This window comes from Achromobacter xylosoxidans, from assembly GCF_002192695.1.
Taxonomy (GTDB): domain Bacteria; phylum Pseudomonadota; class Gammaproteobacteria; order Burkholderiales; family Burkholderiaceae_B; genus Achromobacter; species Achromobacter xylosoxidans_C.
In genome coordinates, this window is record NZ_MTLG01000117.1 from 68,992 (window position 1) to 86,433 (window position 17,442).

The following is a 17,442-nucleotide window of genomic DNA, read 5'->3' on the forward strand; positions in this document are numbered from 1 at the left end:
GACAAGATGTACTTCAAACATTTCCCCAAGACCATGAAATCCCTGCTGCTGGCGGCAGCGCTGGCGGGCGCCAGCGGCGCGGCGCTGGCCGACGACATCAAGATCGGCTTCAACAGCGACATGTCGGCCACCGGCTCGGCGGACTTTGGCATTTCCGCGCTGGCCGGCGCGCGCCAGGCCGCCGACGAGCTGAACGCAGCCGGCGGCGTGCTGGGCAAGAAGGTCGTCATCGTCGAGCGCGACGACGTGGGCGCGCCGCCCAAGGCCATCCAGAACACCAACGAACTGGTCGATAACGTCAAGGTCAACGCCATGCTGGGCGGGGTCAACTCCGGCAACATGCTGGCCTGGCTGCATCTGGTGCAGCAGAAGAAGATTCCGACGATCTCGCCGGTGGCCACCGCCACCGACATCACCGGCCGCTACGCCAAGTCGCCCGCCAACTACGTGTTCCGCGTGTCCATGCGCGACCGCGACCAGATCGCGCTGCTGGCGGCCTATGCGGCCCGCGCCAGCAAGAACGGCAAGGTTGCCATCATTGCCGACACCACCGGCTACGGCCAGCAAGGCGCCAAGGACGCGGTCGAGATCCTGGCCCTGCACAAGATCACGCCCGTGGCCAACGAGAAGTTCGGTCCCAAGGACACGGACATGTCGTCGCAGCTGAACAAGATCAAGAGTTCGGGCGCCGACACGCTGATCGTCTACGCGCTGGCGGATTCCAACGCGCACGTCATGCGCAGCCTGGAGAAGATCAGCTACTTCCCGACCACGCTGGCCTCCTGGGCCAACCTGAGCTCGCCGTTCCTGCGCATCGCCGGCCCCGAGCTGGCCAGCAAGATGATCTTCACGGCGTCGATCACCGAAGACTCCTCGCCCGAGTCCAAGGCGCTGTACGACACGCTGATGAAGCGCGACGGCCGCGTGCCGACCTACGTCATGGCCGCGCAGGCCTATGACTCGGTCAAGCTCATCGCCGCCGCCATGGAGCAGGCCAAGTCGACCGAAGGCGAAGCCGTGCAGGCCGCGCTGCAGAACCTGACGCAGGCCAAGGGCGTCATCAAGACCTACGAGAAGCCGTTCACCGCGGAAAACCACGAAGCCCTGTCGGTGAAGGACTTCCGTCTGGTGCGTTGGATCGACGGCAAAGTGGTGTCGGTGGATGACGAATACACCCGCGCCATCAAGCCGGAAGACCTGAGGCTGTAAGAAGGCGCGGCAACGAGAAAGATCTCTCCCCGGTGCGCCGAGGCTCGCCGGGGAGTCGTCAATAGGGGGGGCATCCAGCATGCAAATACTACAAGCCATCTTGAGCGGGCTGGCCATGGGCAGCGTCTATGCCCTGGTCGCGTTCGGGTTCAGCATCACGTACACCACGACCAAGACCTTCAACTTCGGACAGGGCGCGTTCCTGGCGCTGGCCGGCCTGATCGGCATCAGCGCCATCCTTCTGGTCAGCCAGGGCAAGCTGATCGGGTTTCCGAATCCGGAGGACGTGACCTGGGGCACGTTCCTGTTCGCCCTGCTGGCCGCCATGCTGGTCCTGAGCCTGCTGGGCTACGTGCTCTACATCACCGCCATCCGCCACTTCGTGGGCGAGGCGGGCCTGTCCTGGGTGATGAGCACCATCGGCTTTGGCATCATCATCCAGAACCTGGCGTTGCTGGTCTGGGGCCCGGCGCCCATCGCGGTGGCTTCGCCGCTGGGCGAGGGCATCATCACGGTCCTGGGGACCGGCGTGCGGCCGCAGGAGATCCTGGTGTTCGGCACCACGCTGGTGCTGATGATCGTGTTCGACTGGGCCTTGCACAAGACCAAGATGGGCAAGGCGGTGCGCGCGGTGGCGTTCAGCAAGACCGCCGCCAGCCTGATGGGCATCAACGCCAACGCGGTGGCGATCGCCGTGTTCGCCATCAGTTCTGCGCTGGCCGCGATCGCCGGCGTGATGGTGGCGCCGATTGCAACCGCTTCGGTATTCGTGGGCACGCTGCTGTCGCTCAAGGCCTTTTCGGCCGCGATCCTGGGCGGGCTGGAGAATCCGCGCGGCTGCATTTTTGGCGGCTTTCTGATCGGGCTGCTGGAATCGCTGATCGGCCTTTGGTATTCGAACCTGCGCGAGATCGCGGTGTTCGCGCTGATCATCGTGGTGCTGTATTTCCGTCCGGCCGGCATCCTCGGTCGCGTGCATGCGGAGAAAGTATGAAGCTCTCCAAGATCCTCATTCCGCTGGTCATCGCGGCGCTCGCCATCGGCTACGCCTATTCGGGCCTGAATGACTTCTATCTGCTGATCCTGTTCAACATCGGGGTCTATTACATCGCCGCCACCGGCTTCAACATCCTGGTCGGCCAGACCGGCCAGAAGTCGCTGGGCCACGCCGGCCTGTTCGGCGTGGGCGCCTATACGGTCGCGCTCTTGACCGTGAATTACCAGGTCGATCCCTGGCTGGCGCTGGGCTGCGCCGCGGTGGTGTCCGCGGTCTTCGGCGTGGTGATCGCCATTCCTGCGCTGAAGGTCAAGGGGCCGAGCCTCGCGATGGTGACCATCGCCTTTGGCCTTCTGATCGAAAAGATCGTGTCCGAATGGACCGACGTGTTCAAGGGCCAGGAAGGTTTCTACGGCATCACCGGCCTGACCTTCGGCGGCGCGCCGCTGGACAGCCGGCAGTGGGTGGTGGTGGTCGTGGTGCTGGGCCTGGCGCTGCACGCCATGACCTCGCTGTTGTTGAACGGCCGATTCGGCCGCGGCTTCGCCGCGGTGCGCACGTCAGAGATTGCGGCCGAGAGCGTGGGCATCAGCGTCTACCGCTTCAAGATCCTGGCTTTCGCCATCAGCGCCATCACTTGCGGCATCGCGGGCGGCCTGGTGGCTCAGCAGAACCAGTACATCAACTCGGATTTCGTCAATTTCAACCTGTCGGTGTTCTTTCTGGTGCTGGTGCTGTTCGGCGGCCGTACGCCGGCGGGCTCGTTCCTGGGCGCGGTGGTGCTGACGGTGATCGACGCCATGCTGGCGCGCTGGCCGGAAGTGCAGCATTTCGCCTACGGCCTGATCCTGCTGTTCGCGCTGTACGCCATGCCGGACGGACTGGCCGGCCTGTTGGCGAAGGTGCTGCCCAAGCGCGGCCAGCGCGAGGCGCTGGCGGCCGCAGCGGGCGATGCAGACTGGGCCCCGGCGCCTCCGGCAAACCGCGGCGGCGCGGCGTCCGGCTTCCTGGAAGTGAAGGACCTGTACAAGGCCTTCGGCGGCGTGGTGCCTACCAACAAGGTGTCGTTCATGCTGGAGCAGGGCTCCGTCGTGTCGCTGATCGGCCCCAATGGCGCGGGCAAGACCACGACCCTGAACCTGCTGTCGGGCCTGGTGGTGCCGGACGCCGGCAGCATCCGCTTCAAGAACCGCCAGATGGTGGGCCTGTCGCCCAATGAGATCGCTGCGTCTGGCATCGGCCGCACGTTCCAGAACCTGAAGCTGTTCGACGGGCTGAGCGCGCTGGAGAACGTGATGGTGGGCTTCTACCGGGTGCAGAAGTCGAGCTTCTTCTCCAATCTGCTGGGCCTGCCGGGCAGCCTGGCCGAAGAGCGGCGTATCCGCCGCCAGGCCTATGCCATCCTCAAGTTCTTCGAACTGGACCGCTACGCGGATGATGCGGCCAACAGCCTGCCCTATGGCCTGCAGCGCCGCCTGGAAATCGCCCGCGCGGTGGCGGCCATGCCGGACCTGCTGTTGCTGGACGAGCCTGCCGCAGGCCTGAATCCCGCGGAAACCGACCAGCTTACGGACCTGATCGTGAAGCTCAAGAACATGGGCCTGACCATCCTGCTGATCGAGCACCACATGGATCTGGTCATGGCCATTTCCGACCATATCGTGGTGCTGGACTACGGCGTGAAGATCGCCTCGGGCCTGCCGAACCACATCCAGGAGAATCCGAAAGTCATCGAAGCCTACCTGGGCGCGCCGGCATAGGAGACCGTAATGAGCCGTTTACTGGACATCAAGAACCTGGCGGTCAGCTATGGCGCCGTCAATGCCCTGAAGCAGGTGTCGCTGCATGTGGACACGAACGAGATCGTGACCATCATCGGCGGCAACGGCGCGGGCAAGAGCACCATGATGCGCGCGCTGTCGGGCATCGAAAAATCCACCGGCGACATCGCGTTCGCCGGGCAGGACCTGGGCGCGATCAGCGCGCACAAGCGGGTAGGGCTGGGCATCGCCCACGTGCCGGAAGGGCGCCAGGTGTTCCCTGACCAGACCGTCCACGACAACCTGATGCTGGGCGCGTTCCTGCGCAAGGAACCGCCCGCTGAACTGGCTGCGGAGATCGAGCAGTGCTTCGCGATGTTCCCGCGTTTGAAAGAGCGCCGCGCGCAGTACGCGGGCACGCTTTCCGGCGGGGAACAGCAGATGCTGGCGATCTGCCGCGCGCTGATGAGCAAGCCGCGCATCCTGATGCTGGACGAGCCCTCGCTCGGACTGGCGCCGCTGATCGTGGCCGAGATCTTCAAGATCATCAAGTCGCTGAAAGAGCGCGGCATGACGATCCTGCTGGTCGAACAGATGGCCAACCAGGCGTTGGCGATCTCCGACCGCGCATATGTCCTGGAAGTGGGCTCCATCGTGATGGAGGGCACGGGCCAGGAGTTGTTGGCCAGCGAGCGCGTGCGCGAGGCCTATCTGGGCAAACACAAGAGCTGACGAGGCAATCATGTCATCCAAACCATTGAGCGGGATCCGAGTGCTGGAGTTGGGCCAGCTGATCGCCGGACCGTTCGCCGCCAAGATGCTGGGCGAATTCGGCGCCGAAGTCATCAAGATCGAACCGCCCGGCAAGGGCGATCCGCTGCGCAACTGGCGCCTGATCCACGACGGCACTTCCGTCTGGTGGCAAGTGCAGTCGCGCAACAAGAAGTCGGTCAGCCTGGACCTGCGCAAGCCCGAGGCGCAGGATCTGATCCGGGCCCTGATCAAGGACATCGACGTGGTGGTCGAGAACTTCAAGCCCGGCACCATGGAAGGTTGGGGCCTGGGCTGGGAAGAACTGCGCGCCATCAATCCGCGTCTGGTGATGCTGCGCGTGTCGGGCTACGGCCAGACGGGTCCCTACCGCGACCTGCCGGGCTTCGGCGCCATAGGCGAAGCCATGGGCGGCTTGCGCCATCTGAGCGGCGAGCCGGATCGCACCCCGGTGCGCGTGGGCGTGTCCATCGGCGATTCGCTGTCGGCGCTGCATGGCGTCATCGGCATCCTGCTGGCGCTGCGCGCGCGCGACCAGAACGGCACGGGCCAGATGATCGACGTGGCGCTGTACGAATCCGTCTTCAACATGATGGAAAGCCTGCTGCCCGAGTACTCCGTGTTCGGCGAGATCCGCCAGCCCGCCGGCAGCAGCCTGCCGGGCATTGCGCCCAGCAACGCCTATCGCTGCCAGGACAACAAGTACGTGTTGATCGCCGGCAACGGCGACAGCATCTTCAAGCGCCTGATGGGCGTGATCGGCCGGCCCGACCTGGCCGAGGCGCCGGAACTGGCGAACAACGCCGGGCGCGTGCGGCACGTGGTCATGCTGGACGACGCGATTTCGCAATGGACCGGACAGCATCCGCTGGACCTGGTGCTGGAGCGCCTGAACGACGGACAGATTCCTGCCGGCAAGATCTATGACGTGGCCGACATCGCCGCGGACCCGCATTACCGGGCGCGCGGCATGATCCTGGACGGCGCCTTGGCCGACGGCACGCCGGTGCAGGTGCCGGGCATCGTGCCCAAGCTGTCGGCAACGCCGGGCGAGGTGCGCAGCCCGGCGCCCGCCCTGGGCCAGGACACCGACGAGGTGCTGGCCGGCCTGGGCATCGGCGAGGCGCAGCGCCAGGACTGGCGCGCGCGCGGCATCATCTGAGGATAGCGGCCATGAATGTGAGCAAGCCCGGAACCACTGCCAGCCGTCCACGGCTGTACATCCAGGAAGTCGCGCCGCGCGACGGCTTCCAGAACGAAAAGCAGTTCATTGAAACGCAGGACAAGATTGCCTTCATCAACCGGCTGTCCGCCAGCGGGTTCGCCAAGATCGAGGCGACGTCCTTCACCTCGCCCAAGGCCATCCCGGCCTTGCGCGACGCCGAGATCGTGATGCACGAGATCGAGCGCAATCCGGACGTCGTCTACACGGTGCTGGTGCCCAACGTGCGCGGCGCGCAGCGGGCGCTGGAGTGCAAGGTGGACGAGGTCAACCTGGTGATGTCGGTCAGCGAGACCCATAACCGCGCCAACCTGCGCATGACGCGCGAACAATCGTTCGAGCAACTGAGCGACGTGGTCAACGCGGTACGCGGCAGCCGGGTCGCCATCAACGTGTCGCTGTCCACCGTGTTCGGCTGCCCGATGGAAGGCGACATCAATGCCTTCGAGGTATTCGAGCTGGTGGGACGCTTCGCGGCGCTGGGCGTGGACGGCGTGACGCTGTGCGACACCACCGGCATGGCCTATCCCACCCAGGTCGGCAAGATCGGCCGCGAGGTCCGCAAGCTGTTCCCTGGGTTGGCCACCACCATGCATTTCCACAACACGCGCGGCATGGCGCTGGCCAATACCCTGACGGCCATCGAGGCCGGCATCGACCGCTTCGACGCCTCGCTCGGCGGCCTGGGCGGTTGCCCGTATGCGCCGGGCGCCAGCGGCAACGTGTGCACGGAAGAACTGGTGCACATGCTGGAACTGATGGGCTACGACACTGGCGTGGACCTGGACGCCATACTCGGCGCGTCGGCGACCTTGCCCGCGCTGGTGGGGCACGACATTCCCAGCCAACTGCTCAAGGCGGGACCGCGCCTGACCTTGCATCCGGCGCCCGACTTCGGCGCCTAGCGCTGCGGAGCAGGCGGGGCGGGCGGTTGTGCTAATTTCCATGCATGCCGCCCGGTCCGGAGCCCCGCCATGTTGAAGTTCGCCGCCAATCTGTCGATGATGTACACGGAACACGCGTTCCTGGACCGCTACGCGGCCGCCGCGGCGGATGGATACGCCGGCGTGGAATGCATGTTTCCCTACGAGGCCCCGGCCGCCTTCGTGCGCGAGCGCATGGACGCGGCCGGCGTGACGCAGGTGCTCTTCAACGCGCCGCCGGGCGTCGCCGCCCGCGGCGATCGCGGCCTGGCCGCGCAGCCGGGACGGCAGGCGGAATTCCAGGCGGGGATCGAGCAGGCGTTGTGCTACGCCACGGCGCTGGCCTGCCCGAATCTCCACGTAATGGCGGGCCTGGTCGCGCCTGGCGCCTCGCGCGAGGCCATGCTGGACTGCTATCGCGAGAACCTGGACTGGGCCGCGCGCCAGGCGCGTTCGGCCGGGGTCACCGTGCTGATCGAGCCGATCAACACCCGCGACATCCCCGGCTATTTCCTTAACCGCCAGGACGAGGCGCATGCCGTGGTGCAGGCGGTCAATGCGTCCAATCTGAAAGTGCAGATGGATCTTTACCACTGCCAGATCGTCGAAGGCGACGTCAGCATGAAGCTGCGCGAATACCTGCCTACCGGGCGGGTTGGCCATCTGCAGATTGCCGGCGTGCCGCTGCGCCAGGAACCGGATCGCGGCGAACTGGATTACGGCTGGATCTTCGGCGTGCTGCGCGAGTTGGAGTACGGCGGCTGGATAGGCTGCGAGTATCGTCCGGCCGCAGGCACGTCGGCCGGCTTGCGCTGGCTGGCCGCCGCTCGCAACTGACCCGTGCCGGATCCACGGACTCCGGGTTTCTCCCGTGGTGTGTGCCAGCGCGCGGAGTCCGATAATAAATCGTTAATGTGTTAAATAAATAAGCAGGCGAGGAGAGCGCGTCATGTTCAAAGGCATACTGCATCGCGCCCTGTTGGCGGCGGCGCTGACCGGGGCTGCGATCGTCCCGGGCCAGGCCGCGGCGGCCGGGTTTCCCGATCATCCGATCCGTTGGCTGGTGCCGTTCAGCGCGGGCGGTGGCAGCGACATCGCCACCCGCATCGTCGCCAAGCATGTGGGCGACGCGCTGGGCCAGCCGGTGGTGGTGGAAAACCGTCCGGGCGCGGCCACCATCGTCGCCGCGCAGGAAACCGCTCGCGCGGCGCCTGACGGCTACACCTTGCTGACGGCCGGGATGAGCACCCTGGCGCTGAACCCCTGGCTGTACCAGAAGCTGCCCTACGATCCGGGGAAGGATCTGACCCCGGTCTCCACCCTGGTGGCGTTGCCCATCGTGCTGGTGGTGTCGCCCGATTCCCAGATGCATACGCTGGCCGACGTGAAGGCGTACCTCAAGCTCGACAAGCCCGGCAGCTATGCGTCCCTGGGCGTGGGCAGTCCCCATCACCTGGCCATGGAACTGTTCCTGGATACCATCCAGGGCCGGGCCACGGCCATTCCCTACAAGGGCACGCCGCCCGCCTTGCAGGACGTGGCGGCCGGCGTGGTGCCGATGATGATGGCCGACCTGGCCGCCGCCCGGCCGCTGATCCAGGCGGGCAAGCTGCGCGCCATCGCGGTGCCGGCGGCGCAGCGTTCCGGACAATTGCCGCAAGTGCCGACCTTCGCCGAGGCGGGCGGTCCGGCGTTCGAGGCTGCCGCCTGGCAGGGCGTGGTGGCGCCCGGCGGCACGCCGGCGCCAGTGGTGGAGAAACTCAGCCAGGCGATCGCGCAGGCCCTGCGCGCGCCGGAAGTGGTCGAGCAATTGAGGCTGCAAGGCATGGAGCCCACGGGCAGCACGCCGCAGGCTTTCGCGGACTACGCGCGCAAGGAGTACGAGCGTTGGGGCGCGGTGATCCGCAACAAGAACATTTCGGCCAATTGACGGCGGACGGTAACAGCCGCCGCAAGGTGTAACCGGCGCGCGCGCGCAGGCGGCGCGGGCGTACGATAAAGGCACGTACATCCTGCCCGGCAGCCCGGGCAAGGAGCACATCATGTCTCTGATCGTAGCAGCCCGGTTCGAGGGTTTCGAAGCGGCGAACGCCGCGGCCGAGCGCCTGTCCGCCAGTGGTTTTCCCGACTGGGACATCAATACCTTCTATGTCAATCCGGCCGGCGAGCATGGCCGCTACCCCTTGGGCGGCGACCGCCGCTCCGACCCGGACTCGGGACGCGCCGACATAGGCGCTTTCCTGGGGGCGGGCGGGGTGGGCGCAGGCTTCGCGGTTTTTGGCGGGTTCGTGATGTCCGAGATCAGCGATTCCACGCCGCTGATCCTGGCTGCGGCCGGGGTCGGCGCCTATCTGGGGTCGCTGTTCGGCGCCCTCTGGGTGACGGGCCACGGCAGTACCCTGCATGGCCACTTCAATCCCGATTCCCATGCCGAGATCCGCCAGGCCGGCGTGATGGTGGCCGTACGCACGCGGCCGCAACGCGAAATGCTGGCATGCCGCATCCTGCGCGATGCCGGCGGTGCGGACGTGGAACACGCCAACGGCCGCTGGCGCAACAACCACTGGGAAGATTTCGACCCGCTGGCGCCGCCCCAGCGCGAGATCGGATTCGGCTGAAACGCTCGCGGGCCGCGGCGGCGGCGCGGGTCCGCGCTCAGTCCGGCGCGGGCGTGGGGGCGGTATTTTGCCGGCGGGCGGTGGCCGCGCAGCCCGCGGAAGCGACGATGATCCCGCAAATGGCCAGCCATTGCGTCTGCGACAGCTGCTCGTTCAGCACGATCACGCCGGCCAGCGCGCCCATGGCGGGCTCCATGCTGAGCAGCACGCCGAAGGTCTTCTGCGGCAGGCGCCGCAGCGCCACCATTTCCAGCGAATAGGGCAAGGCGCTGGACAGCACGCCCACGGCGATACCGGCCAGGATCAGGGTCGGATCCAGCAGGGCTGTGCCGGCGTGCGCCGCGCCTATGGGCAGTGCCACCAGGGTCGCTGCCGTCAGACCCAGCGACGTGGCCTGTCCGCCATGCACATTGCCGGCCATCTTGCCGAAGATGATGTAGAGCGCCCAGCACACCGCCGCGCCCAGCGCAAAGGCGATGCCGACGGGATCCAGGTCATGCACCGATTGCCCCGTGGGAATCAGCAGCACCAGGCCGGCGATGGCGCAGCCGATCCAGACGAAGTCGATGGCGCGCCGCGACAGCGCCACCGCCAGGGTCAGCGGCCCGATGAATTCGATGGCGATGGCCACCCCCAGCGGCAGCGTGCGCAAGGCCATGTAGAACAGCAGGTTCATGCAGGCCAGCGTCACCCCGTACAGCGCGATCTTGGCCGCTGCCTGGCGCGTCAGCGGAAAGCGCCACGGGCGCCAGATCGCCACCAGGATCAGCGCGCCGATGGCGATGCGGTAGGCGGTCGTGCCCTGCGCGCCCACCATCGGGAACAGCGACTTGGCGAACGAGGTGCCGACGCATAGCGAGGCCATCGCGCCGATCAACGACAGGATGGGGAGCAGGGTGGAGGACGACGCGTTGCGTCCGGTGTTCAGGGTTGCGGCGGTCATGGCAATGGCGGAAAGGCGGGATACGTACAGGACGGCGGACGGTTCAGGGAGTCAGATTCGCGGCGGTGGAGTAGAGCACATACAGCGCCAGGCCGAGCATGACGGCGCCAAGCAGACCTTGCTGCATGCGCAGGAACCAGGGATTGCGCCCCACCCAGCCGCGGATGCGAGAAGCGCCGTAGGCAAAGAAACTGCCGTAGGGCAGGCTCAAGACCTTCATCGTCACGCCCAGCACCAGCATCTGGATCCACACCGGCCCGTTGTCCGGCGTGGTGAACTGCGGCAGGAAGGCGATCATGAACAGCAGCACCTTGGGATTCAGCAGATTGGTCGTGAACCCTTGCCAGAACGCGTCGCGGGCGTCGCCGGGGCGCGCGGCCAGCGACACGTCGGCCGAGCGCGCGCAGCGGACGATGGCCTTGATGCCCAGGTAGCCCAGGTACAGGCCGCCGGCCGCCTTGATGCCCATGAACAGCGACGGGAACGCCTGCAGCACCGAGGCCAGTCCCAGCACCACCGCCGGCACCTGGATGAATCCGGCGGCGACGTTGCCCAGGACGCTGTGGAAGGCGGGCCGGAAGCCCTGCGTCATGCCGCGGGACAGGGTCAGCGCCATGTCGGGGCCGGGCGTGAGCTTGAGCGCCGCGTCGGCGGCGAGAAACAGCAGGAAAAGCTGGAGTGACGGCATGATACGGAGGGCGTACGTACCCGCGGCGCGGGCAGAGGGCTCCCAGTGTAAGCAAGCCTGCTGAATAATTCCTGCATCGCGGGGCGCGGAAATGAAGTTTCCCGTCAAAATGGGGCCGGATTCCGGCGCGGCCGGGCTTAGAATCTACCGGCGGACCCCTTCCGGCCCGTTTCCAGCCGTTCCGAGACCCTTATGGAACTAGACGATTTCGACCTCCAGATCCTGCAAAGCATGCAGGAGGACAACCAGCGCACCAGCCAGGAAGTCGCGCAGCGCGTGAACCTGTCGCCGGTGTCCTGCCTGCGCCGCATGAAGCGGCTACGCGAATCCAAGGTGGTGCTGGGCGACGTTTCCGTGGTCGATCCCGCCGCCGTGGGCCGCGGCATCATGATGGTCGTGCTGGTGACGTTGGAAAGCGAGCGCGCCGACAAGCTCGACCAGTTCAAGCGCGCCATGCAATCCGCCCCGGAAATCATGCAGTGCCTGTCGGTGACAGGCGAGGTGGACTTCGTCCTGACCATCACCATGCGCGACATGGCTGAATACGAGACCTTCGCCCAGCGCAACTTCTGGGGCAATCCCAACGTCAAGCGCTTTTCCACGCTGGTGGTGCTGAACCGCGCCAAGTACGGCATGGCGGTGCCGGTGGGCTGACGCCCGCGGCCAGGCGCCGCGCCGGAACGCGGCGCGTTTTCGCGACATCCAACCCCATATGCAGGCAAGATTCCTGGCCATTCCGGCCGCGCCTGCGTCCATGGTTCCGGGGGGATGAGATGAAAGCGATTCAAGCAAGATGGTTCTATGCGTTGGCCTTGGTGAGCTGCGGGGTGTTTGCCCACGGCAACGGGCCGACGGATCCGCAGATCGCGGCCATCGTCGTGGTCGCCAACCAGGTCGACATCGACGCCGGCAAGCTGGCGCAGGACAGGACCGGCAACAAGGAAGTGCGCGAGTTCGCCACGCTGATGGTGACCGACCATGCCGCCGTCAACAAGTCGGCCGGCGAACTGGTGCAGAAGCTCAAGGTCACGCCTGAGCCGAACCCGACCAGCGACAGCCTGCAGCAAGGCGGCGACAAGAACCTCGCCGCGCTCAAGGGCATGAGCGGCGCCGCCTTCGACAAGGCTTACGTGGATCACGAAGTGGCCTATCACGAGGCCGTGATCCAGGCGTTGGACACGACCCTGATTCCGGGCGCGCACAACGCGGAGTTGAAGGCGCTGCTGGTCAAGGTGCGGCCCGCGTTCATCGCGCATCTGGAGCATGCCAAATCCCTGCAAAAGAGGCTCAACGGTGGCTGAAAGAACGACCCCCGGAGCGCGCGGGTCAGGACGCGCAAGCCTGGTTGCGCTGGCCTTGAGCCTGTTGCTGTCGGGCGGGTCGGCCGCCGCCCAACAGAACCCGCCTGGCACCCAGCTGGCCGAACACGTGGTGACCATCGAAGGGATGCAGTTCACGCCCGCCGAGCTGGCCGTCAAGCGGGGCGACAAGGTGACCTGGATCAACAAGGACCTGGTCCCGCACACCGCCACCGCCGTTTCCAGGGCGTTCGACTCAGGGGTGATCGCCGCCGGCGCCTCCTGGACCTACACTGTGCGGGAGGAGGGCAGCAGCGCCTATGTCTGCCTGTTCCATCCGACGATGCAGGGCACCTTGAACGCGCAATGACGCATGGCGGAGGTCCGACCTATGACTGCACTTGCGGCGCTGGCGGCAACGCCGGCCGAGGATGACGACCTGGCGCTCGCGCGCCGCATCGCGGCGGGCGAACAGGCCGCGTTCGAATTGATGATGCGGCGGCACAACCGGCGGCTCTACCGCCTGGCGCGGGCCACTTTGCGCAACGATGCCGATGCCGAGGATGCGCTGCAGGAAGCCTACCTCGCGGCCTATCGAAGCATGGACAGGTTTCGCGGTGAATCGACGCTGTTCACCTGGCTGTCGCGGCTCCTGCTCAACGAATGCTACGGCCGGCTGCGCAAGCACAGCCGCCGCGTAGCGCTGTTCCCCATCGCCGACGACATAGAGAATGAGGTTGATGCGATGACCATCAACGACTTCAACCCGCCTTATCACGCCGCCGCCCGCGCCGAACTCCGGGGCCTGCTGGAAGCGCGGCTGGATGCCTTGCCGGTCTCGTTCCGGACCGTGTTCGTATTGCGCTCGGTCGAGGAACTGTCCGTCGAGGAAACGGCGCATTGCCTGGGTATCCCCGAGGCCACCGTCCGCAGCCGCCACTTCCGCGCCAATGCCTTGCTGCGCGAGGCGCTGTCGCGGGATGTCGGGGTGGTGGAGAAGAGCTTGTTCGAGTTCGATGGGGATGATTGCGACAGGGTGGTGGAGAGGACGCTGGCGCGGTTGGGCGGGAAGGAACGTGTTCCAAAACATCGGTAAATTTTGATAAGTACCGACTTATTGGAACATCACGTACGCGCGGACGTACGGCTCCAAGTAAAGAGATTTCCATGCAGTATGGGGCGCCTATTTTTCGCCCCGCAACCTCAATGCATTGAAAATCACCGAAGCCGAACTCAAACTCATCGCCAGCGCCGCAATCATCGGCGACAGCAGCCAACCCGTGAACGGATACAGGACGCCCGCCGCTATCGGCACGCCGATGCCGTTATAGACAAAGGCGAACATCAGGTTCTGCCGCATGTTGCGCACGGTGTCGATCGAGATCTGGCGCGAGGCGGCGATGCCGCGCAGGTCGCCCTTGACCAGTGTCACCTGGCCGCTGTTCATGGCCACGTCGGTGCCCGTGCCCATGGCCACGCCCACGTCGGCGCGCGCCAATGCGGGCGCGTCGTTGATGCCGTCGCCCGCCATCGCCACCACATGACCGTCCTTTTGCAGCTTTTCCACCAGCGCCAGCTTGTCGGCCGGCTTGACCTCGCCATGCACCTCGTCGATGCGCAGCGCGGCGCCGACGGCGCGGGCGGTGGTCAGGCCGTCGCCTGTCGCCATCACGATGCGCAGGCCGTTGTCGTGCAGGTTCTGGATGGCTTCGTGCGTGCTGGGCTTGATCGGGTCGGTCACGGCCAGGATGCCGGCGAACTGGCCGTCCACGGCCAGGTGCATGATGCTGGCGCCTTCGCCGCGCAGGCGTTCGCCGTCGGCACGCAGCGCGTCGACCTGCACGCCTTCCAGTTCCATCAGGGCAGTGTTGCCCAGCGCCAGGCGCTTGCCTTCCACGGTGCCGCGCACGCCGATGCCGCTGCCCGAATCGAAGTCCTCGGCCTTGGCAAGCGCCAGGCCCTGGGCGCGCGCCGCGCTGACGATGGCGTCGGCCAGCGGATGCTCGCTGCCCTGGTCCAGGCTGGCCGCCAGGCGCAGCACTTCGTCGGGCGTGTACCCGGGCGCCGCGATCGCGGTGTCGAAGGCCGGCTTGCCCTCAGTCAGGGTGCCGGTCTTGTCCACGATCAGCGTGTCCACCTCGCGCATTTTTTCGATTGCGCCGGCGTCGCGGAACAGCACGCCCTGCGCCGCGGCGCGGCCAGTGGCCACCATGACCGACATGGGCGTGGCCAGCCCCAGCGCGCAGGGGCAGGCGATGATGAGCACCGCGACGGCGTTGATCAGGCCGTACACCCAGCTGGGCTCCGGCCCGAAAAAGCCCCACACCAGTAGCGTGGAGATCGCCACCAGCACCACGGCGATGACGAACTTGCCCGCCACCACGTCCGCCATGCGCTGCATGGGCGCCTTGGAGCGCTGGGCGTTGGCGACCATCTGCACGATCTGCGCCAGCATCGTGGCCGCACCGACCTTTTCTGACCGCATCACCAGGGTGCCGCTGGTGTTGAGCGTGGCGCCGATCAGCTTGTCGCCTTCACGCTTGCTGACGGGCACGGGCTCCCCCGTCAGCATGGATTCGTCCACGGCGCTGCGGCCCTCGGTGACGGCGCCGTCCACCGGAATCTTCTCGCCGGGGCGCACGCGCAGCAGGTCGCCCACGTGCACGTGGTTCAGCGGCACGTCTTCCTCGCTGCCGTCGGCGTTGATGCGCCGCGCCGTCTTGGGTGCCAGCCCGAGCAGGGCCTTGATCGCGGCGGACGTCTGCGAACGCGCCTTCAGCTCCAGGATCTGCCCCAGCATGGTCAGCGAAATGATGACCACGGCGGCCTCGAAGTACACCGCCACGCGTCCCATCGACACAAAGGAATCCGGGAACACGCCCGGCGCCAGCGTGGCGACCACGCTGTAGATGAACGCCGCCGCCGTGCCCAGGCTGATCAAGGTCCACATGTTCGGGCTGCGATGCACAAGGGATTGCCAGCCGCGCACGAAGAACGGCCAGCCCGTCCAGAACACCACCGGCAAGGACAGCGCCAGCTCCAGCCAGCTCTGGGTCGCCATGTCGAACCAGCCCAGGCGATGGCCGAACATGGCCATCACGGCCACGATGAGGGTCAAGGGCAGCGTCCACCAGAAGCGGCGTTGGAAATCCTGCAGTTCGGTGTTGTCTTCCTCGTCCAGGGGGATGAGCGGTTCCAGCGTCATGCCGCACTTGGGGCAGTTCCCGGGGTGATCCTGGCGGATCTCGGGATGCATGGGGCAGGTGTAGATCGTGCCGGCGGGGACATCGGTGAGGCCGTCGGCGGGCGCGGCTGGCAACACGGAGGCGCCGTCGTGAGCAGCGTCGCGGTTGCCGCGATCGTGGCCGTGAGGGTGATGCTGGTGCTGGCGTGCATCATGGCCGCCGTGTGCGGGCGCGGCCTGATCCTCTGCCTGTCCCTGCGGCACCAGATGCATCTGGCACTTCGGGCAGCGGCCCGGATGGTCCTGGCGGATTTCCGGGTGCATGGGGCACACGTAGAGCGTGCCGTCCTTGGATGCCGCGTCGCCGTGACGAGAGTGATTCATACCCATCCCTTTCGAGTGCCGGTGTGATCCTTCGTGCGCCTATTATGCCCAGGCGGGGCGTTTGCGGCTCAACAGCTGGCCGCAGTGTCATCGCAGCGGAGCTAGCCGCAGCGATGACTCATGGCGTCAGCCTTGGGCCGCCGAGGAAGTCGCGGGATCCGCCGCCGAGGGCGCATCGCCCGTGGGGGTCATCATCGATCCCATCATCTGGCGGCAGCCTTGCATGTCGGCGCCATTGGCGGGCATGGACTTCATGTGGTCGGCCATCAGGGCCTGGCGCTCTTCAGGCGTCCGGGCTGCTGCCATCTTCTGGTGCATGCCGTTCATGGCCCGCATGTGCGCTTCCATGTTCTCCATCATGCCGGCGCCCGGCGCCATCCGCGGCTTCGGGGCCGATTCGCCCGCCGCCGCCGGCGCGGGATGATGCGTGGCATGGTCGCCGCTCCCCGCCTGCGCGTGGGCCGCGCCGATCAATCCCAGGCTCAACGCGCACGCGCTGAACAAGGTGGTCAGGGTCTTCATGGTCAGCTCCTTTCTGTGGTCTGGAAGTGCATGGAGTCCAGTGTGGGGGGCTGACGGGGGCGGGGAGGTTACGTGGGGATTACTTTTTTGTAATGTTGCAGGGGCGGGTGGGTGCACTCCGACACAATGTGCTGGTCTGATAGCTTTATGCGTTGTCAGGCCACCGCGTGAAAATCGCATCCTGCTCCAGCGCCCGCTTGCGCCACGCGTTGAGCAAATCAGCCAACGCCTCGTGGGTCAGTCCATACGTTTCGCCCAAGCTGGAATTACGCCCGACGACATGCCTGTTGAGCCCCGCAGTGCCGCTGCGTTCGACCGCCGCATCGTCGAAAACAATGAGCTTGGGCACCGCGCGGCTGACGCTGACCACGGTGAACTCGCTGGTGTCTTGCCAGCGTATCGTCCTGCCGTTCCATACCTGTTGTGTTTCGAAGCCATCGCGGCCCAGGCGCAGGCCGGTGTCGTCCTTGGAGGCGCGCACCAGCAGCATGACCGCGCCGAACAGAAAGAACGCGGCGCCTGGCCACAGGATCAATTGCTTCAGCGGCGGCAGCGATTCGTGCAGCAGCATCCACAGGATCACGCCGCCGAAGCCCGCCGACAGCAGGGAGAACACCAGCAGCTTGCCTTTCGCTGCCTTGAGCTCGAGGGGGCCTGGATACCGCGCCAGCATCGTTGCGGCCGAGCGCGAGTCGCGCTGCAGCAATTGTGGCCATATCTGCAGGACGCCGGTCGCGGCGCAGATGCCGAAGAACAGCGTGACGGGAATGCCTGCGTCGGCGCCGTCCCGAATCATTTTCGTGCCCAGGTAGACAAACACCAGGCTGATGATCAGGCAGACGTAGACGAGCAGGCTGGTCCGCTTTCGGTGGGGAGGGCGCTGCGCGGCAGGGAGAGTGGGCGGCTGTGTCATGGATGGCGAG

General features: G+C 66.3%; 18 protein-coding genes. 13 read left to right on the forward strand and 5 right to left on the reverse strand.

Annotated elements, in window-relative coordinates; translation table 11 throughout:
* The first annotated feature begins 6 nt into the window (after positions 1 to 6).
* The 9 genes from BRO63_RS29400 to BRO63_RS29440 all read left to right on the forward strand — a co-directional run bounded on the left by BRO63_RS29400 (position 7) and on the right by BRO63_RS29440 (position 9,500).
* Positions 7 to 1,209, forward strand: coding sequence for an ABC transporter substrate-binding protein (locus BRO63_RS29400; RefSeq protein ID WP_088143165.1), 1,203 nt, complete (start codon positions 7 to 9; stop codon positions 1,207 to 1,209).
* A 79-nt stretch (positions 1,210 to 1,288) separates the two neighbouring features.
* Positions 1,289 to 2,203 carry a branched-chain amino acid ABC transporter permease gene (locus tag BRO63_RS29405; RefSeq protein WP_080551115.1) on the forward strand — a complete coding sequence of 305 codons (915 nt, stop codon included), beginning with the start codon at positions 1,289 to 1,291 and terminating at the stop codon, positions 2,201 to 2,203.
* Positions 2,200 to 3,966, forward strand: coding sequence for a branched-chain amino acid ABC transporter ATP-binding protein/permease (locus tag BRO63_RS29410; RefSeq protein ID WP_088143166.1), 1,767 nt, complete (start codon positions 2,200 to 2,202; stop codon positions 3,964 to 3,966). The genes BRO63_RS29405 and BRO63_RS29410 overlap by 4 nt, the downstream gene beginning before the upstream one ends.
* 9 nt (positions 3,967 to 3,975) lie before the next feature.
* Positions 3,976 to 4,698: an ABC transporter ATP-binding protein gene (locus BRO63_RS29415; protein ID WP_088143167.1), complete on the forward strand. Its 723-nt coding sequence runs from the start codon at positions 3,976 to 3,978 to the stop codon at positions 4,696 to 4,698.
* A gap of 10 nt (positions 4,699 to 4,708) precedes the next feature.
* Positions 4,709 to 5,899, forward strand: a complete 1,191-nt coding sequence (locus BRO63_RS29420; protein ID WP_088143168.1) for a CaiB/BaiF CoA transferase family protein — start codon at positions 4,709 to 4,711, stop codon at positions 5,897 to 5,899.
* An 11-nt stretch (positions 5,900 to 5,910) separates the two neighbouring features.
* Positions 5,911 to 6,864, forward strand: a complete 954-nt coding sequence (locus BRO63_RS29425) for a hydroxymethylglutaryl-CoA lyase (RefSeq protein ID WP_088143169.1) — start codon at positions 5,911 to 5,913, stop codon at positions 6,862 to 6,864.
* Positions 6,865 to 6,933: 69 nt separating this feature from the next.
* Positions 6,934 to 7,719: a 2-oxo-tetronate isomerase gene (gene otnI, locus BRO63_RS29430; protein WP_088143170.1), complete on the forward strand. Its 786-nt coding sequence runs from the start codon at positions 6,934 to 6,936 to the stop codon at positions 7,717 to 7,719.
* Positions 7,720 to 7,831: 112 nt separating this feature from the next.
* Entirely contained in the window at positions 7,832 to 8,812 is a 981-nt protein-coding gene (locus BRO63_RS29435) for a Bug family tripartite tricarboxylate transporter substrate binding protein (RefSeq protein ID WP_088143171.1), read from the forward strand.
* Positions 8,813 to 8,924: 112 nt separating this feature from the next.
* On the forward strand, positions 8,925 to 9,500 hold the full coding sequence (locus BRO63_RS29440) for a hypothetical protein (RefSeq protein ID WP_088143172.1): 576 nt from the start codon (positions 8,925 to 8,927) through the stop codon (positions 9,498 to 9,500).
* Between the two features lie 37 nt (positions 9,501 to 9,537).
* On the opposite strand, the gene BRO63_RS29445 is transcribed toward BRO63_RS29440, so the two are convergent.
* Entirely contained in the window at positions 9,538 to 10,443 is a 906-nt protein-coding gene (locus tag BRO63_RS29445) for an EamA family transporter (RefSeq protein ID WP_088143173.1), read from the reverse strand.
* Between the two features lie 43 nt (positions 10,444 to 10,486).
* A complete protein-coding gene (locus tag BRO63_RS29450) occupies positions 10,487 to 11,131 on the reverse strand; it encodes a LysE family translocator (RefSeq protein ID WP_088143174.1) in 645 nt (214 codons plus the stop codon).
* Between the two features lie 192 nt (positions 11,132 to 11,323).
* On the opposite strand from BRO63_RS29450, the gene BRO63_RS29455 reads away from it, so the two are divergent.
* From BRO63_RS29455 to BRO63_RS29470, 4 genes are all read left to right on the forward strand, one after another.
* Positions 11,324 to 11,785 carry an Lrp/AsnC family transcriptional regulator gene (locus BRO63_RS29455; protein WP_013396567.1) on the forward strand — a complete coding sequence of 154 codons (462 nt, stop codon included), beginning with the start codon at positions 11,324 to 11,326 and terminating at the stop codon, positions 11,783 to 11,785.
* Positions 11,786 to 11,904: 119 nt separating this feature from the next.
* A complete protein-coding gene (locus BRO63_RS29460) occupies positions 11,905 to 12,432 on the forward strand; it encodes a DUF4142 domain-containing protein (RefSeq protein WP_088143175.1) in 528 nt (175 codons plus the stop codon).
* Positions 12,425 to 12,799, forward strand: coding sequence for a cupredoxin domain-containing protein (locus tag BRO63_RS34090; RefSeq protein ID WP_256943433.1), 375 nt, complete (start codon positions 12,425 to 12,427; stop codon positions 12,797 to 12,799). The genes BRO63_RS29460 and BRO63_RS34090 overlap by 8 nt, the downstream gene beginning before the upstream one ends.
* 21 nt (positions 12,800 to 12,820) lie before the next feature.
* Positions 12,821 to 13,525: an RNA polymerase sigma factor gene (locus BRO63_RS29470; protein WP_088143176.1), complete on the forward strand. Its 705-nt coding sequence runs from the start codon at positions 12,821 to 12,823 to the stop codon at positions 13,523 to 13,525.
* An 87-nt stretch (positions 13,526 to 13,612) separates the two neighbouring features.
* On the opposite strand, the gene BRO63_RS29475 is transcribed toward BRO63_RS29470, so the two are convergent.
* The 3 genes from BRO63_RS29475 to BRO63_RS29490 all read right to left on the reverse strand — a co-directional run bounded on the left by BRO63_RS29475 (position 13,613) and on the right by BRO63_RS29490 (position 17,432).
* On the reverse strand, positions 13,613 to 15,997 hold the full coding sequence (locus BRO63_RS29475; protein WP_256943434.1) for a copper-transporting P-type ATPase: 2,385 nt from the start codon (positions 15,995 to 15,997) through the stop codon (positions 13,613 to 13,615).
* Positions 15,998 to 16,123: 126 nt separating this feature from the next.
* A complete protein-coding gene (locus tag BRO63_RS29485) occupies positions 16,124 to 16,519 on the reverse strand; it encodes a hypothetical protein (protein ID WP_088143179.1) in 396 nt (131 codons plus the stop codon).
* Positions 16,520 to 16,664: 145 nt separating this feature from the next.
* Positions 16,665 to 17,432: a hypothetical protein gene (locus tag BRO63_RS29490; RefSeq protein ID WP_088143180.1), complete on the reverse strand. Its 768-nt coding sequence runs from the start codon at positions 17,430 to 17,432 to the stop codon at positions 16,665 to 16,667.
* Between the last annotated feature and the right edge of the window lie 10 nt (positions 17,433 to 17,442).

Bases quoted from the DNA above. Each gene is read 5' to 3' on its own strand.
- BRO63_RS29460 (WP_088143175.1), top strand. From the start codon at position 11,905: ATGAAAGCGATTCAAGCAAGATGGTTCTATGCGTTGGCCTTGGTGAGC.
- otnI (WP_088143170.1), top strand. From the start codon at position 6,934: ATGTTGAAGTTCGCCGCCAATCTGTCGATGATGTACACGGAACACGCG.
- BRO63_RS29420 (WP_088143168.1), top strand. From the start codon at position 4,709: ATGTCATCCAAACCATTGAGCGGGATCCGAGTGCTGGAGTTGGGCCAG.
- BRO63_RS29415 (WP_088143167.1), top strand. From the start codon at position 3,976: ATGAGCCGTTTACTGGACATCAAGAACCTGGCGGTCAGCTATGGCGCC.
- BRO63_RS29400 (WP_088143165.1), top strand. From the start codon at position 7: ATGTACTTCAAACATTTCCCCAAGACCATGAAATCCCTGCTGCTGGCG.
- BRO63_RS29470 (WP_088143176.1), top strand. From the start codon at position 12,821: ATGACTGCACTTGCGGCGCTGGCGGCAACGCCGGCCGAGGATGACGAC.
- BRO63_RS29485 (WP_088143179.1), bottom strand. From the start codon at position 16,519: ATGAAGACCCTGACCACCTTGTTCAGCGCGTGCGCGTTGAGCCTGGGA.
- BRO63_RS29410 (WP_088143166.1), top strand. From the start codon at position 2,200: ATGAAGCTCTCCAAGATCCTCATTCCGCTGGTCATCGCGGCGCTCGCC.
- BRO63_RS29450 (WP_088143174.1), bottom strand. From the start codon at position 11,131: ATGCCGTCACTCCAGCTTTTCCTGCTGTTTCTCGCCGCCGACGCGGCG.
- BRO63_RS29475 (WP_256943434.1), bottom strand. From the start codon at position 15,997: ATGAATCACTCTCGTCACGGCGACGCGGCATCCAAGGACGGCACGCTC.
- BRO63_RS29490 (WP_088143180.1), bottom strand. From the start codon at position 17,432: ATGACACAGCCGCCCACTCTCCCTGCCGCGCAGCGCCCTCCCCACCGA.
- BRO63_RS29405 (WP_080551115.1), top strand. From the start codon at position 1,289: ATGCAAATACTACAAGCCATCTTGAGCGGGCTGGCCATGGGCAGCGTC.
- BRO63_RS29445 (WP_088143173.1), bottom strand. From the start codon at position 10,443: ATGACCGCCGCAACCCTGAACACCGGACGCAACGCGTCGTCCTCCACC.
- BRO63_RS29440 (WP_088143172.1), top strand. From the start codon at position 8,925: ATGTCTCTGATCGTAGCAGCCCGGTTCGAGGGTTTCGAAGCGGCGAAC.
- BRO63_RS29455 (WP_013396567.1), top strand. From the start codon at position 11,324: ATGGAACTAGACGATTTCGACCTCCAGATCCTGCAAAGCATGCAGGAG.
- BRO63_RS29425 (WP_088143169.1), top strand. From the start codon at position 5,911: ATGAATGTGAGCAAGCCCGGAACCACTGCCAGCCGTCCACGGCTGTAC.
- BRO63_RS29435 (WP_088143171.1), top strand. From the start codon at position 7,832: ATGTTCAAAGGCATACTGCATCGCGCCCTGTTGGCGGCGGCGCTGACC.